At 51.6% G+C, this 16,101-nt stretch carries 8 protein-coding genes; 3 read left to right on the top strand and 5 right to left on the bottom strand.

Going from position 1 to position 16,101, the window contains the following annotated elements:
- The first annotated feature begins 826 nt into the window (after positions 1–826).
- Both HPY86_06205 and HPY86_06200 read left to right on the top strand, forming a co-directional pair.
- On the top strand, positions 827–2,014 hold the full coding sequence (locus HPY86_06205) for a pyridoxal phosphate-dependent aminotransferase family protein (GenBank protein NPV14506.1): 1,188 nt from the start codon (positions 827–829) through the stop codon (positions 2,012–2,014).
- Positions 2,011–3,129, top strand: a complete 1,119-nt coding sequence (locus tag HPY86_06200) for an N-acetyltransferase (GenBank protein ID NPV14505.1) — start codon at positions 2,011–2,013, stop codon at positions 3,127–3,129. Before HPY86_06205 ends, HPY86_06200 begins: the two co-directional genes overlap by 4 nt.
- Here the strand turns inward: HPY86_06200 and HPY86_06195 are convergent.
- The 3 genes from HPY86_06195 to ligA are packed head-to-tail and all read right to left on the bottom strand — an operon-like array spanning position 3,118 to position 8,226.
- Positions 3,118–4,104, bottom strand: coding sequence for a DUF4837 family protein (locus HPY86_06195; GenBank protein NPV14504.1), 987 nt, complete (start codon positions 4,102–4,104; stop codon positions 3,118–3,120). The two genes, HPY86_06200 and HPY86_06195, sit on opposite strands and share 12 nt — an antisense overlap.
- Positions 4,105–4,113: 9 nt before the next feature.
- Entirely contained in the window at positions 4,114–6,210 is a 2,097-nt protein-coding gene (recG, locus tag HPY86_06190) for an ATP-dependent DNA helicase RecG (protein NPV14503.1), read from the bottom strand.
- Positions 6,211–6,213: 3 nt separating this feature from the next.
- Positions 6,214–8,226: an NAD-dependent DNA ligase LigA gene (ligA, locus tag HPY86_06185; protein ID NPV14502.1), complete on the bottom strand. Its 2,013-nt coding sequence runs from the start codon at positions 8,224–8,226 to the stop codon at positions 6,214–6,216.
- A gap of 85 nt (positions 8,227–8,311) precedes the next feature.
- Between ligA and HPY86_06180 the strand changes: the two genes are divergently transcribed.
- A complete protein-coding gene (locus tag HPY86_06180) occupies positions 8,312–9,799 on the top strand; it encodes a hypothetical protein (protein ID NPV14501.1) in 1,488 nt (495 codons plus the stop codon).
- Between the two features lie 47 nt (positions 9,800–9,846).
- On the opposite strand, the gene HPY86_06175 is transcribed toward HPY86_06180, so the two are convergent.
- On the bottom strand, positions 9,847–13,152 hold the full coding sequence (locus HPY86_06175) for a hypothetical protein (GenBank protein ID NPV14500.1): 3,306 nt from the start codon (positions 13,150–13,152) through the stop codon (positions 9,847–9,849).
- Positions 13,153–13,171: 19 nt separating this feature from the next.
- The gene (locus tag HPY86_06170; protein NPV14499.1) at positions 13,172–16,081 is read right to left on the bottom strand and encodes a T9SS type A sorting domain-containing protein; all 2,910 of its coding nucleotides are present in this window, start codon (positions 16,079–16,081) and stop codon (positions 13,172–13,174) included.
- Positions 16,082–16,101: the final 20 nt, after the last annotated feature.

Here is a 16,101-nt window from a genome sequence, read left to right as displayed (position 1 = left end):
CGGTATCTGACTTTCAACCTTATCCGTTTCGCCACGGCAAATAATCAAGTCAATTCCCGGAATTGATTCGACAATCTGGCGGGCGATGGTCGTACTGATATGCCCCAGGACAATTACCAGTTCCACCGACTCCGCCTTAACTGCGGGCAGATACCGTTCAACCTGCTTACGCGGTTCATCAATCACCAAACCGTTGATATCGGCTTTGCGGTTGTAAACTGTAATTTCCGGGTCGGTAATGCCGATTATACCAACCTTTACACCATTAACCTCTTTTATCAGGTAGGGACGAAAAAGCGGGGTGCTGCGCGCAAGTAAAACGTCCAGCATCGGGTCGCCGAGAATTGGAAAAGCCGCATAACGGGCAAGAATTTCGAGATTGTTCATCCCGCCCGTAAAATCCCGCGCCCCTAATACCGCGCCATCGTAATCCAATCGGTTCATCATCCAGATTGTCAACCTACCAAGCGAACTGTCGCCTTCGGGTGAACCGAATCCAAAATCGCCATTGTCCAACAGCAAGGTTCCGGGCCGCGTCTCATCCTTGATTAACCTGACCAACGCGTTCCAGCCGCCCAGTTGCCTTCTTGGTAAACCAGCCGAAGCGAAATCGGGCGTTGGCAAAATCTGGCAATGCAGGTCCGAAGTCCAGATAATCCGAATAACCTGAAATTCTGATGGGTTAGTCCGCCCTGAAAGAAGGGGTAGAAGCAGTGTCAGAAGAAAACAATTCATCTTCCTGTTATCCAATATATCCATCTTTTGCCAATAAGGCAAGTGTGGTGCTTACTTGACTTTAACATCTGCTCATCTACAATCAAACCCAATGGACTTATTTGCAAAATGTCAGGAATATTACCCCATCGTTGACCGTGCAAAACGAGCGGGTTATTACCCCTACTTTATTCCTCTGAACTCAGAACCTGACCGCCGGGTAGTAATCGATGGCAAAGAGTTGATAATGCTCGGTTCCAACAACTATCTTGGCCTTACTACCGACCCCAGGGTTAAAGAAGCGGCAATTGAAGCCATAAAAAAATACGGCACCGGTTGCACCGGCTCCCGCTTCTTAAATGGCACCCTCGACCTCCATGTACAACTGGAAGCGGAACTGGCAGACTTTTACAAAAAAGAGGACTGTATCGTTTTTTCAACCGGTTACCAGACCAACCTCGGTGTTGTTTCAGCGCTGGTGCGCCGCGGTGACATCGCCATCACCGACAAACTTGACCACGCTTCAATCGTTGACGGCTGTCAAATGTCTTACGGCTCAGTCAAAAGATTTGCCCACAATGACCCGGAATCGCTGGAACTGGTGGTGAAGAGTTGTCCAAAGGATGCGGGCAAACTGGTAATCGTTGACGGCATCTTTTCAATGGAAGGGGACATTGCACCGCTGGATAAAATTGTACCTCTGGTGAAAAAGTACCATTGCCGACTGATGGTTGATGATGCCCATGCCGTTGGAGTTCTCGGTGAAACTGGCCGGGGCACTGCCGAATACTTTGGGGTCGAGGATGAAGTTGACCTGATTATGGGAACATTCTCCAAATCGTTTGCCACCATTGGTGGTTATGTGGTTGGGGCACACAAAGTAATTACCTTTATCCGCCACCAGGCACGCCCCTTAATCTTCTCGGCGGCAATACCACCCACTGCCGCCGCAACCGTGCTTGCTGCCCTGAAAATTATCAAGTCCGAGCCTGAACGACGAAAACAGCTCTGGCGCAATGCCCATCGGGCAATTGAAGGTTTACGGGCGATGGGTTATAACCTCGGCACAACCGCAACCCCGATCGTACCCATTCATATCGGAGACGATATGAAAACCCTTAACTTCTGGCGCACCCTGTTCGATGCCGGGATTTTTGCTAACCCGGTTCTGCCACCTGCCGTTCCACCCAACCGTTCCCTTATCCGCACCAGTTATATGGCAACCCACACCGACGAAGACATTGACCAGGCACTGGAGATTTTTGAAAAGGTTGGGAAAAAGAGCGGCTTGATACCTTGAGCACGATAAACATCCGCCCGGTAAAAACCAATGCTGAACTTGACCAATTCGTCTCCCTGCCTTTTGACCTGTACAAAAACGACCCTTATTGGGTACCACCCTTGATTAGCGATTGCAAAAAAATCCTGACACCGGGTAAAAACCCGTTCTGGAACCATGCGGAAAGGGAACTGTTGCTTGCGGAACGGAACGGCAAGGTGGTCGGAAGAATCTGTGCCACGGTGGACCATAACTATAATCAATACCACCAGTCTGCCATCGGCTTCTTCGGCTTCTTTGAATGCGAAAACGACCCGGAAACCTGCCGTGCCCTGTTTAATGCCGCAGCCCAGTTCGCCCGTGCCAAAGGTATGAAGTTCCTTTACGGTCCTGCCAACCCCAGTCTGAATGATGAAGCCGGACTCTTAATCGAACCGTTTGATGGAATGCCCTATATCAAAATGAGTTACAATCCACCGTTTTACTCCCGTCTCTTTGAACAGTGCGGATTAACCAAAGTCAAAGACCTTTACGCCTATTCAGTGCCGCTCAACCAACCGGTCCCGGAAAAGGTCCGCCGGGTAATCGAAGCCTTAAAGCATAAACCCGGATTAGTTGTACGACCGGTTGACTTACGGAATTTAAAAACCGACCTGAAGTACATCAAAGAGGTCTATAACGATGCCTGGTCACAAAACTGGGACTTTGCACCGATGACCGATGAAGAGATTGACGACCTTGCTCGCCAGTTAGTTTCAATTATCAAACCGGAAATCTGTCCGATGGTGTTCTATCAGGGTGAAGCCGCCGGAATGTGTATCGCCCTGCCCGATTACAATCAGGTGCTCAAATACATCAACGGCAGGCTCTTTCCATTCGGCTGGCTAAAATTTCTCCGCTTTCGCAACCGCATCACCCGGGCACGACTCTGGGCGCTGGGTGTCAAGCGTAAGTTCCACAACCTGGGCTTTGACGCCCTGCTCTATTACGAGTCGTTCATTGGCGCCCAAAAACTGGGCTACACCGAAGGTGAAGTCTCCTGGATTCTCGAAGACAACATCGCCATCATCCGACCGATTGTTGTCTGGGGCGGAAAACCATACCGCACCTATCGGGTTTATCAGTTACCCCTTTAGCATCCCGGTAGGCAAAAATGTCCGGATAATCGCCTCAACTTGAAATAAATTGGAAAGCTTTTTTTCTCCGGGATTAAAAACTATGCCATCGACCATAAAAAACCGACTCTGATAGTTAAAGGCATAAGACACAAACGGACCGCCGATAATCGCTTTACGATTCTGCCAGACACCGCGTAACCTGAGCGCCGGTACACCGAGGAATTGAATTGTATCTACCAGTACGAGTTTGCGGTCAGCCGAATCACCCTCATAGAAACGGCCCGTTAACCGGTCTCTTAAATTCAACACCGAATCCGGATTGAGCACTACCGTGCTATCGCTCCAGTGAACAAATATCGATCGGTCGGGGTAATGGTTGAATATGTAAACAAACCGCTCAGCACTGTCTTTCGCCTGCAACTGCCAGCCCCGCGGCACATCAATTGTCCAGAAGAACTGCTCGCCCAGTCTCTTCGTTAGCTCCTTTTCCGCTCCCCGCAAATAGGTCGCCCGTGCCATCTGGTCAAGAACCATCTCCGTTACCGTTTGACGAATCCGCGCCGCGTACAGGTTTAAACCAGAAATAAGTTGCGCGGTATCTGAAGCAACAAAGACCAACACCCATTGATTGTCAACCCACGCATTGGGAAATTTAAAAAGCCCAAAATTACCGTCCGGTAAAGAGTCCAGTTTTTTCCCCATTATCCGGCGCAAAACAGTGTCTTGTGTTGTACCAATAAGAAAAACCAGCCGCAAGCGGGAAAGGGCGGCAAAGCGGTCAAAACCACCAACCCGCAACTGGAACTCAGGTTCAGGCTGGGGGGTAGGAATCTCCTGAGCGAGTATCTCCTCTACCTTTTTTTCTACGACGGGCCAGTAATCGGTTATAACCGTTATCTCGCGCAACGGACCCAGAGACCGTGGCACCCGACTGGTGCAACTCAAAATTCCGATTAAGATAACAACCCAACCATTCAACCGCTGCCTTTTCATAACACCTCCTTATCCAACCCTCAATAACTCAGTTCGTCCTTTATACCGAGCAAGGAGCGTCCGGCGCACAATCTCATTCTGGGGCGCACGCAACTGTGGGTCAAGCTCTACCAGCCGAAACGCATCTCTCCTTGCCCGCAGCAAAATCTCCCGGTCCCGAAAAATATCTGCCACCCGCAAATCGGGTAAACCGTGCTGTCTTGTACCCAACACCTCTCCCGGTCCCCGCAACTCTAAATCCTTTTCTGCCAGTTTAAACCCATCGGTTGTCGCCACAAAGTAGCGCAGCCGCTCGCTCGACTCCGCCAGTTCTTCATCACCTACCATCAGAATGCAAAACGAACGGCGCTCCCCGCGTCCGATTCGGCCGCGCAACTGGTGCAATTGTGCCAGACCAAACCGTTCTGGATGCTCAATGACCATCACCGTCGCATTAGGAATATCAACCCCAACTTCAATCACCGGCGTGGCAACTAAAATGTCCAGTTCGTGGCGCCGAAAACTTTCCATAATCGCCTGGCGTTCCTCCGATTTAATACGCCCGTGTACCAGTCCAACCCGGTATTCGGGAAAAGCGGCTCTGGTCCGCTCAAATGTTGCGACCGCCGATGCCACCTCCAGTTTTTCGCTCTCCTCAATCAATGGACAAACAACAAATATCTGCTCACCCTGCTCCAGTCGGCGCCTGATTCCCGCATAAACCCGCTCTCGTTCCTGCTCCGTAAATAGTTTTGTTACCACCGGTATCCGGCCCGGTGGTTTCTCATCAATTATCGAAACATCAAGGTCACCATAAATCGTCAGGGTCAAAGTCCTTGGAATCGGGGTTGCGGTCATTACCAGAAAATCGGGATTAACACCCTTGTTCAAAAGTGCCGCCCGCTGCATCACACCGAACCGGTGCTGCTCATCCACCACCACCAGACCCAGACGGCAGAATTTCACACCCTCCTCAATCAGCGCATGCGTTCCAAAAACCATATCAACCGCACCGGTCTCCAGACCGCTCAGCACCTCTTTACGCTCCGCCGGTTTGATCGATCCGGTAAGTAGTCCGACCCGAACCCCGAGTTTTCTTAACCTTTCTGCCCAATTGCCGTAATGCTGTTCTGCGAGAATCTCGGTTGGTGCCATCAGTGCCGTCTGAAAACCGTTATCACAGGCAATCAGCATCGCATACAGTGCTACCACCGTCTTACCCGAACCAACATCACCCTGCAGAAGCCGATTCATACACCGTTCCTGAGCCATATCGGCTTTAATCTCTTCAATTACCTTCTTTTGCGCTCGAGTAAGGGAAAAACCGAGCTGGGCAATAAACCTTTTTGTCAACCGCTCCCGGTCAACTAAAGGCTGGGGTTTCCGCACACCCTTACTTTTCAGGCGCCGCAGTGCCAAAAGTAACTGAAAGAAAAACAGTTCATCATAAATCAGCCGTTCCCGGGCTTTTTCGGCAACCGCCAGACTGCGCGGGAAATGCACCGCTTTGACCGCGGTACGAATATCCGGAAACCGGTAATGTTCCCGAATCTCCGGCGACAGAGTTTCCTCGAGAAATTGCCCATACTTCTCTAACGCCGTTGCCACTGCCCGTCGAATTACCCAGATGGACAACCCTTCGGTCAAGGGGTAAACCGGAATGATGGTACTGGAGTACGAAAAGTCGGTCTTACCTTCAAGTAACTCAAAACTGGGATTGACGAACTGAAGGTGGCGAAACGCACTTACCCGTCCTGAAATAAGAATTTGCTGACCGGCTTTGAACCTCTCTTTTAAGTCCGGACGATTAAACCAGAGAGCCTCAATTACATCAGAACCATCCCGCACCAGAATCTGCACCAGGTCTTTACCTTGCCGTGTCCGGCGTGCTGTCGCTCCTAAAATCCGGCCGATTACCGTTGCCTCATCGCCAACTCGCAACCGGCTTATCGGTAAAATTTGTGACCGGTCAAGATAGCGGCGGGGCACAAGAAAGAGCAAATCACCTACTGTTTTTACTCCGATACGGGCAAACTGCTCTGCCCGCTTTGGCCCAATACCTTTAAGGTACTGAATTGGCGTTGTTAACCCGGCAGTAGTACCAGCTAACTTCGTCGGTTTATCCAAATCTCAGTGTTCTTTTTTCTGCTCGACTTTAAGCAGTTTCAAAAACTCCGCCTCATCGAGCGTCTTTACACCAAGCGTCCGCGCCCGCTCCAGTTTCGAACCGGGCTCCTTTCCAACTACCACATAATCGGTGTTCCGGGAAACTGAAGACGAAACCGAACCGCCCAGCGCCAATATCCTTTCAGTCGCCTCCTCCCGGGTGAAACTTTCCAGAGTGCCGGTAAGCACAAACTTCTTTCCCTTGAGCGGCTTGGGTCCTGTTGCCTGCTCCTCCTCAAACTTCAAACCCGCCTTGCGTAAACGGTTAATCAGTTCAATGTTTTCCCGGTCCGCGAAAAAGTTTTTCAGAGACTCGGCCACCGCCGTACCAATCCCAGGGACTTGCGCAATTTCTTCATCCTTTGCCTTCATCAACCGGTCAATAGAGCCAAAATGTTGGGCAAGAAGCCGCGCCGCATGGATGCCGATGTGCCTGATACCCAGTCCAAAAAGCACCCGGTAAAATGGCCGGCTCTTGGACGCTTCCAGTGCCCGCAGCAGATTCTCTGCCGACTTTTTTCCCATCCGTTCCAGTTCGGTCAACTGCTCCAGTTTCAACTCGTACAGGTCGGCAAAGTTCTTCACCAGTTTGGTCTCAACCAGCTGGGTGGCAAGTTTTTCGCCCAGTCCTTCAATGTCCAGTGCCGCGCGTGAGCCAAAATGCAAAAGCCTTGCCACCAGTTGCGCCGGACAGGAAGCATTGACACAACGCCAGGCAACCTCATCCGCCTCCTTGAAGAGTTTTGTCCCGCACACCGGACACTTTTCTGCCATTTTAAACTTCCTTGTGCCGGCGGGTCGCTTCTCCTTCACCACCCTCAAAACCTGGGGTATAATCTCTCCCGCCTTATGTACCACAACCGTATCCCCCTCGCGTACATCAAGGCGCTCAACTTCGTCCATATTGTGTAGTGTTGCATGGGTCACGGTTGTCCCGGACAAAAAAACCGGCTCCAGCTCAGCAACTGGTGTTACCGTGCCTAAGCGTCCGACATTCAGGATAATCCGTTTGACCCGTGTCTCCTTCTCTTCGGGCGGGTATTTATACGCCACTGCCCAGCGCGGACTCTTCTCGGTCGTTCCCAGTTCTGCCCGGTCTGCATACCGGTCAAGTTTAATTACCATCCCGTCAACATCATAGGGTAACTGCGCCTTTTCCGCCTGCCACTTATCACAAAACTCAATGACCCCTTCGATATCATCAAACAAAATTGAAGGCGGTGTAATTTTGAAACCAAGTTCCTTCAAAAACTCAATCGTCTCCGAATCCCGTTGACAGTGACCGGGGGGTTTCGGAATTGTATGGATAAAGCAATCAAGTTTCCGTTTCTTTACCTCTCTGGGGTCAAGAAGTTTCAAAGTCCCGGCGGCGGCATTACGCGGATTGGCAAAAACCGGCAACCCTTCATCCTCCCGCTCCTCGTTCAAACGGGCAAACTCCTGCCTGGAAAGATAAACCTCGCCCCGCACCTCAAATCGCTCGAACCCTTTTATTTCTTTCCGTAACCGCAGGGGAATCGTATTGATTGTCTTCAAATTCTGGGTGATGTCATCGCCCCGATAACCATCACCGCGGGTTGCACCCAGCACAAACCGGTAATTCTCATAGCGCAGAGAAACCGCCACGCCATCAACCTTCTGCTGGATGAGATAAACCGGCTTCGGCACGACCTTCCGCACCCGTTTATCAAACTCTCGCAACTCCTGATAATTATAAGTATTGTCCAGCGATAACATTGGAATCTCATGGGTAACCGCGGCAAACTCCTTCAAAGGTTCGCCACCAACCCGCTGCGTTGGCGATTCCGGAGTGATAAACTCGGGAAATTGCCGTTCCAGTTCCTCCAGCCGTTTCATCAACTGGTCAAACTCGTAGTCCGATATCACCGGCTGGGCAAGCACATAGTAGCGGTAGTTGTGCTCTTCAATTTCCCGTCGTAATCGTTCAATCTCCTTTTTTGCCTGCTCTTTCGTCATCATTTTATTTTGATGCTAAACCATTCTTATGTCAATCCCTTACATCGCTATTTGACAAACACCTCCCTCCCCTTACAATCATCTTATGTTGATATTTGCCGCTTTGTTAATCGCCCTTGTGCCCGATGTCCAGATTCTACGCTATACCAGCCCGGACAGCTCCGAACCCACCGGATTCCATGAATGGCGCACGACCCTCCCCGCAACGCCGCTCTGGCGCAGCCAGTTGTTGAACTATCGTCCGGGTGCCTTTCAAGAGCGTATTGACATCCTTGTCGAAAGTACACTGGTTGCCCCGCTTTACGCCCACCTCGAAACCCTGACCGCCGATTTGAACAATGAAGGTTACACTGTCGCCACCTATCAGATTCAGGGTACGAGCTGTGAATCGCTGCGCTCATTTCTCTATCAGGAGTATCAAGAGCAAAGATTAACCTCCACTATTCTTATCGGCAACCTGCCCATCGCCTGGTTTCAACTGATTGACGACTGGAACAGTAATCGCCGCCGCGACCCGGACGAAGGCTACGAAGAGTTTCCCTGCGACCTCTACTTTATGGACCTTAACGGCGTCTGGGAGGACAATATGGTGCGCTACGACACATTTGACTCTCTTATCCCTGGTTGCGACTCCATTTACGACAACCATTACGGCGACATCGCGCCCGAAATCGGCGTTTCCCGCATTTACGCCTCAACCATCGGTAACCCGGTTCCACTGATTGCCGCTTATCTCTCTCGTTGCCATGCCTATCGCACCGGCAACCTCAGGGTCGTTGACCGCGCTCTGGTGTATATTGACGATGACTGGACAGAGTGGGCAAATGAATGGAGTGAACAGGTGGGCTTTCTCTACCCGAGCCGGGTTTTTATTGCCGACTCGGAACAGACCCGAATTCGTGACTACCGCCCGCGCATCGACACCGCTGCCTATCAATGGCTGCAACTCTGTGCCCACTCCTGGCCCGGCGGGCATGCAATGAAATACAACCACGGCCAAAGCTGGGACTGGTTCTACGCTGAATCAATCCCTCGGTTGAATCCAGAAATATGTTTTTACAACCTTTTTGCCTGCTCTAACGCCCGATTTACCGAACCGGGATACTGCGGTGGGCGCTATGTGTTCCAGAGCGCCTCCGGCTTAGGAGCAATTGGCTCAACCAAAACCGGCTCAATGCTCGAATTTGGGGATTTCTATGCCCCACTGGGCAACGGCACAACCCTTGCTGAAGCATTCCGCCAGTGGTTTGCTGCCCAAGCCGCGGATGGTTTTGAGCCCGGGGAAATCTCCTGGTTTTACGGAATGACCCTTATTGGCGACGGGCTTTTAAAGCCAAGACATCTGGTTTCGCTCGCCGAAATCAACCACACGCTCCAGCGGTTAAATCCATCTTGTGCGACGATGCTTACCCGCACCCTAACTCTCACCGAACCCGCGGGTATGCTTCTTGACCCATCGGGCAGAACTGTTGCCAGACTCAGACGCGGACCCAATGACCTGCGTCAACTTCCACTCGGGGTCTATTTTTTACGCACCAAGGTAACGCTTCAGCCCATCGTAATTGTGCGCTGATAACATACCAGTCACCGTAACGCTTCACCGTCCTAAAAGTTTGCCTGCTATTCCATCAAAAGCAGTTTTCCGGTAAAAACTTCCGCCGGTCCGGAACCAACAACTTCAAGCCGCACAAAGTAAACCCCGGCTGCCAGACCAATTTCACCGATGTTAACCTGATGGCTACCCGCTGGCTGATAACCGGGCAACAACTCCCAACGCCTTCTTCCTCCCTGGTCAAAAATTGTCAGCCGCACCACTCCGGAACGGGAAATTGTATAAGAGACTGCCCCTGAATTAAGAAACAAACCTGCCGCCCTGTTGGCAGATACCTCTTCACCCATTACCCCGGAAGGCGGTCCGTAACCACGGCTCGCACTTCCGAAGCCATAACGCCAGAACTCCACAGTCTTATTTCCTTTAAGCGCCCAGAGCGCGCCCATAATCGGCACAATGTCACCACCACCCTTGACCCTTTTTCTCCGGCCGGTCGAGCCAACCTCCGGCATCGGGTCCAGTTCAGTCCAGACCTGCGACCCCGGGTCATACATCCAGAATTCACAGGTGTTGTTGCCTTTCAAGGCATAGATGGCACCATCAAACCAACAGGCTGCGCCGCCGTCCTTGGACTTTTTACTCTTTCCGGTCCTACCACTCTGGAAAGGCATCCCGGTCAATTTCGCACCCCATTGATGTGTGTTAAGGTCAAACTGCCACAGTTCGTGATACTTTGCCTTGTGGGCGTAAATCGTTTGCATGCCATCGTAAACCAGCCAGGAACCGCGGTCCCATTTAGGGTTGACTCCGGCTGGCGCATCGGGCATATTTTCCCAGCTCCGGCTCAGAGTATTGTAACGCATAAAGTCCTGTTTGTACCCTTTCAGCAGATACACATAGCCAATTCCATCTTCGGAAACATAAACCATATCACCACCGCCTTTGACCTTCTTGCCGCTCGCGCCCAGCGGTACATCACTAAGTTGCTCCCACTCTCCGGTCCCGGTCGCATAGCGCCAGAACCCCTGCGTATTGTTACCCTTGACCGCATACACATACCCATCGCCAAAACAACCGGCACTGCCTTTATAGGCAAGTTTTCCTTCCCGTCCCTCAAGCCATGGATTCAAGGTAGCCCAGCTGTTGGCAAGCGGATTGTAACAGTAAAAATCGCCCGTCTTATACCCCTTGGCGGCATACACCAACCCGTTGTCTTCATCAACCGCCAGCCAGCCACCTTCGCGCACCGGTTTCGGCGTCGGAGTAAGCGGTACCGAACCCACCTCCTGCCATCCCGCAGGCCAGGTAATTTCACCGGGCCGAACTACAACGATTCCGTCGCGATAATTGTTCATCGGATTACCATCGTGCGCCATTATCGTTGAACAGCGCACCGCCCAGCTGCCAGCCCGTTGCGCCCGCCAGTTCGGGAACTGGATTAAAGCGCTATCTCCCGGTGCAACAGTTGCGCTAACCAACTCCTGATACCAGCTGCCAATCTTCATCTGAACCGAGAAACTGCTGCTAACCGTTCCAAAGTTCCGCACCCACGCCTGAGGCTGAACCACCGCACCCGAATCCACTGTATCAACCGGTGCCAAAATCCTTAAACATCCCACATCACGCTGTGCTACCAAAACCGACCCCGACAGGATGTTATTCAACGGCTCACGGTCACCCGCAAGAGCAACGGTACAGGCAATTGCCACTTCTCCTAACGGTTCTGCAATCCATGGAGCAAAATCGAGCAAACAGGAGTCTCCCGGACTCAAAGGTGTATTCCGGTTGACGGTATTGTCGTAACTGCTGCCAATGCGCAACCGTGCCGTAAAACGGGCAAGGGTATTGCCAGTGTTAACAAACCAGACCTGCGGGGTGATGGTGTCGTGATAATCCACGGTTTCTGCTGGCGCCTCAATTCTCGTTACCGCCAAATCCGGAAATGGGTAAAACAGCCGCGCGGTCACTAAGTCACACGGTGCACCAACGACGCTGGTTCGCGCTACCTGACCAGCGATATACACATTATCCGAATCAAGCGCACAAACCGCAGCCCCGAAATCCTCCTGATTGTAAGGTGAATTATAGGTAAAACACCAGATTGTATCATGCGGTATTGTATTAGAAGCGTCATAAGCAAGCAATACCAGGTCATTACCCCTTTGCCCGGCAACATAAACCCGTCCCTGGCTATAAGCGATATCAAACCCGTAATCGTCCTGATTGGTCGCAAAGATTGCCCCGGCATTTCCCCAGCGTGCGGTCAAACCGATGTTTGCTTTATAAGTAATGATGTCAAACCGGCTCGTCGTACTCTGATAATAGGCGCCGGTTGCATACACATTTTGCGGATTGGAGTCATCCAGCGTCACAGCAAAAAAGTAGTCTTCGTCATCCATCGGGTCGTTGATTCGTCTTGTCAATGGCGTACCACCGGTCGGTGCATAACGCAGCAGCAGGGCATCGTAGTAGTTGTAATCATTTTCATCGAACCCGGCGACAAATATGTAGCCGTTGTTTGCCACCGCCACATCAAACCCAACATCATCATAGTCCGAAATCCGCCAGTACTCGTGCGCCCACCTTCGTGTGCCATTCGGCAGAAACTTCATCGTCCAGATTTGATAACTCCGGGCGTCGCTATAACCAAACCCGGTTGCTATGATGTGCCCGGAATCGGGCGATATCGCCAGCGCGGTTGCGCAGTTGTCCCAATTGTCCCAGTCAATCATCACAAAATCCGGGTGCCGGTCGCGCCGAATATTGAACGCCAGTGTATCGAGGATGTAGGTTCGGGTCCAGATTGTATCACCGGTTGCTGGATTTATCCGCGCCACAAAAAATGTCGAAAGGAAAAAGTGGGTGTTGGTCGTGGTGCCACACAGATAAACATCACCCTGCTTGCCGATGACAACATCGTAAGCGATATCGTCATCCGGAAACATACTGCGCCGTGCCCAGAGCAGATTGCCATTGGGGTCGTATTTCAGCCAGGTAATGTCAATATCAGTTGGGGCGGCATATTCGGTCGCTCCAACTACAAAAACATTGCCCACCGAATCAATCGCCAGCGCCTGCGCAATGTCATCATCGGCACCACTGGTTCCCCCGCCGTAAGAACGCACCCAGAGCGTTTCGCCCCACTGGTTGTACTTGGCAATAAGCATATCGTTGTTTCCGGGGACCGCCTTCTCACCGACACCGCAAACATAGATATTTCCCTGCCGGTCCGCTTCAATATCGGCTGCCTTATTCCAGCTCGGACTGACAGAATCCGAACCAAAATAGGTCCGCAGCCACATCGTATCAACCACGCCGGCCTGGACGAAAACCGGCACAAGCAACACCAGTACTACGAAAAAAACGCTTTTCATTTCCTCCCCCTGCCATTCGCTATCTTGCCACCAGAATTTTCTGGGTGACATCAATTTTCTTGCTACCGTTCGAAATCTCAAGCCGGGCAAAATAAACCCCAGGTACGAGTGACGCCAGATTAAGCCGCACCCGCTGTTCCCCAGCAGTTTGCTCCTCATTCACCAGCCGAGTTTGCTCCCGACCCGTAATATCGTAAATTACCAGCCGTACCCGACCTGCATTTGGTAATGTGTACCGGACAATTGCATTGTTAACCACCGGATTGGGCACAATCGCCAGTTGGATAATTGGTCGTTGATAAACCTCAGCCTGAGGTCCGGACAGATTACCCAGAGGCGGGTTGAGCGGGAAGTTCGCATTGTAGCGCCAGAATTCAAGGGTCTTGTTGCCCTTCAGTGCATAGATTTTACCCGCACCATAGACAAAAGCCCCGCCCGCATAAGGTGCCTTGTTCTCCTGCCCCCTGGGGAAAGTATCAGCCGTCTCGAACCAGGAGTCACCGCGCACATCATAGAACCAGAACTCAGTAGTCTTGCCACCCTTCATCGCATAAACCCTGCCAAACTCCGGGTCATAAGCCATCGAACCACCTTTTTTCATCTTGCGCCTTTTGGAACTCACCCGGCTATCTGGAATATCGGTCTTACGCACCCAGGTATCACGGTCTATCCGGTACACCCAAAACTCATAAGTTCCGCCTTTCAAAAGGAAAATGGTTGAATCACCATCGGTGGTCAGAGCTGTTCCATCCTTAATCCGCTTGTTTCTTTCGCCCGGCGGTACACTTCTTTTTGCCGCCCAGGAGTCGCGGGCAATATTATAACTGTAAAAGTCGCTCGTATTTCCACCCCTTAAAGCGTAAATCAGATGCCGTCCAGGCACATAAACCAGCCTGGCGCCATCCTTTACTCCCCGAGTACCGGAAGGAAAATCGGTGATTTGTTCCCAGCGATTGCTGGCAATAGAGTAGCGCCAGAAATCAAATGTGTTGTTCCCTTTCACCGCATAGACCATTCCCGTAGTATCGGCGGCAAGGGATGCTCCTTTCTTCACCCGTTTCTTGCTACCACTCCGTCCAATTGCCGGTATCGTTTCCCGCGCCTGCCACATTTGACGGGCGGTGTTAAATGCGTAAAACTCGGTAGTATTGTTCCCCTTGAAGGCGAAAATTAAACTGTCTGGAGCAAATGCCAGCGCCCCACCGTCTTTCACCCCTTTACCACGCGGACCCGGTGGCAGGTTTGCCAGTTGCTCCCAGGCAGAAACCGCGGTCACAGTACCAAATGCGGTATCGTTTCCTGGCTCTTTATCGCCGTTGAGCATCGTATAACACCGCACCGTGTGCTCGCCGAGGTCGCGTACCAACCAGTGATAAAAACTAACCTCTGCCGAATCGTAAGGACCTAACGAAGGCACCTGTTGAATATCAAAGTAGAAATTACCAATCTCAATTCGCACCGGGAAAGTGAACGGTAGCGCGCTGTAATTCTTCACCCGCACTCGGGGAATTACCGTCGCATCAAGCCGAAATGTGTCCTGAGGTTGAATGATGAGCGACACTCCGACATCTGGTGCCGAATACTTTACCAGAGCATAATCCTCGCTGCCTTCAAGATAGTCGTAACCACCAACAAAAACATCACCCAGCGCATTGACCACAATCCCGTAAGCCTGGTCATCTTCATCCCAGGTTGCGTGCCGTGCCATCCAGACCTGAGCACCTTCAACATTGTACTTCAAAGTAACCCAGTCCAGGTCGCCTTCAACCGTATAAGAGTAGCCTGTTATGTACACATTACCAAACCGGTCAAGGCACATCGCGGTAACACTGTCATCATCGCTCACATAGTTGTAAATCCGCTGCCAGTCAACTTCACCGGTCGGGGTGAGTTTAAAAAGCAGCATATCAAAATAACCGATATTCGTTTCGGTATAGCCGGCACAATAAACCGTGCCGCCTGGACCAACCTGAATCTCACCCGCACCATCAAGGGCATTTTCGCCCCAGTCAAAACGAGTTACCCATCTTGTCTCGCCATTAGGCGAATACTTAATCGTTGTCGCATCGTACCAGGTGCCACTCTCACCGGCTCGGCCGCTTACATAAACATTTCCTGAATCGTCCACCGTTAATGCCTGAGCGTAATCGTTCTTAATAATACTGTCGGTTGCGGTGCCATCGTACCTTCTGGTCCAGAGCGTCTCACCGGTTGGCGCATACTTTATCGTCAGATAATCAAACCGGGAAGGCGTTCCAGTCCAGGTGTATCCGGCTACAATTACTGCGCCCTGCGGGTCGCGAGCAATTTTTGTTGGCAGGTCGTTTCCGTTTGCGCCTCCATTGTAGCGCGCCACCCAATCAATAACGCCGCTCGATAAATAGTGAATCGTCACAATGTCCCGATTCGTCCCGTTGAACGAATACCCGGTCACATAAACACCGCCTATCTCGTCCGGAACCAGCGCCATCGCCTTATCCGGACCACCCATTGAATCGTAGGTTGCATACCACGCCTCGGTTCCGTCCGTCAGGTACTTTATTACCACCCAGTTGGTGTCCGAACCTGTGGTCCTGGTCCAGCCGGCAACAAACACATTACCCATACTGTCAACGCCAATCGCCACCGCCTCATCTCTTGACCCGGTTCCAAACCGCCAGCGCCGGGTCCAGATGGTATCACCATCTGTGGTCGAAAACTTCACCGTTCCGATATCGCGGAAACCATCGGTACTGGCGATAAAACCGGTCATCACCACATTGCCATCCGGAGTCAGTGCCATTGCCCTGCCTTCATCCCAGCCATCAATACCGCCATCATACCGTGCGGTCCAGACCTCAACTTGACCTGATACGGCGCCAATCAAAACAAAAAACAATATCAGCGCCAAACGGTTTAATTTTTGGGAAAGGAAAAAGACACTTTGCACCTTTGCCTCCTTTGTTTTCA

This window comes from candidate division WOR-3 bacterium (assembly GCA_013177935.1).
Taxonomy (GTDB): domain Bacteria; phylum Hydrothermota; class Tepidihabitantia; order Tepidihabitantales; family Tepidihabitantaceae; genus Tepidihabitans.
The sequence above is the reverse complement of the archived record's forward strand: the minus strand, read 5'-3'. Positions and strand labels throughout refer to the sequence as shown.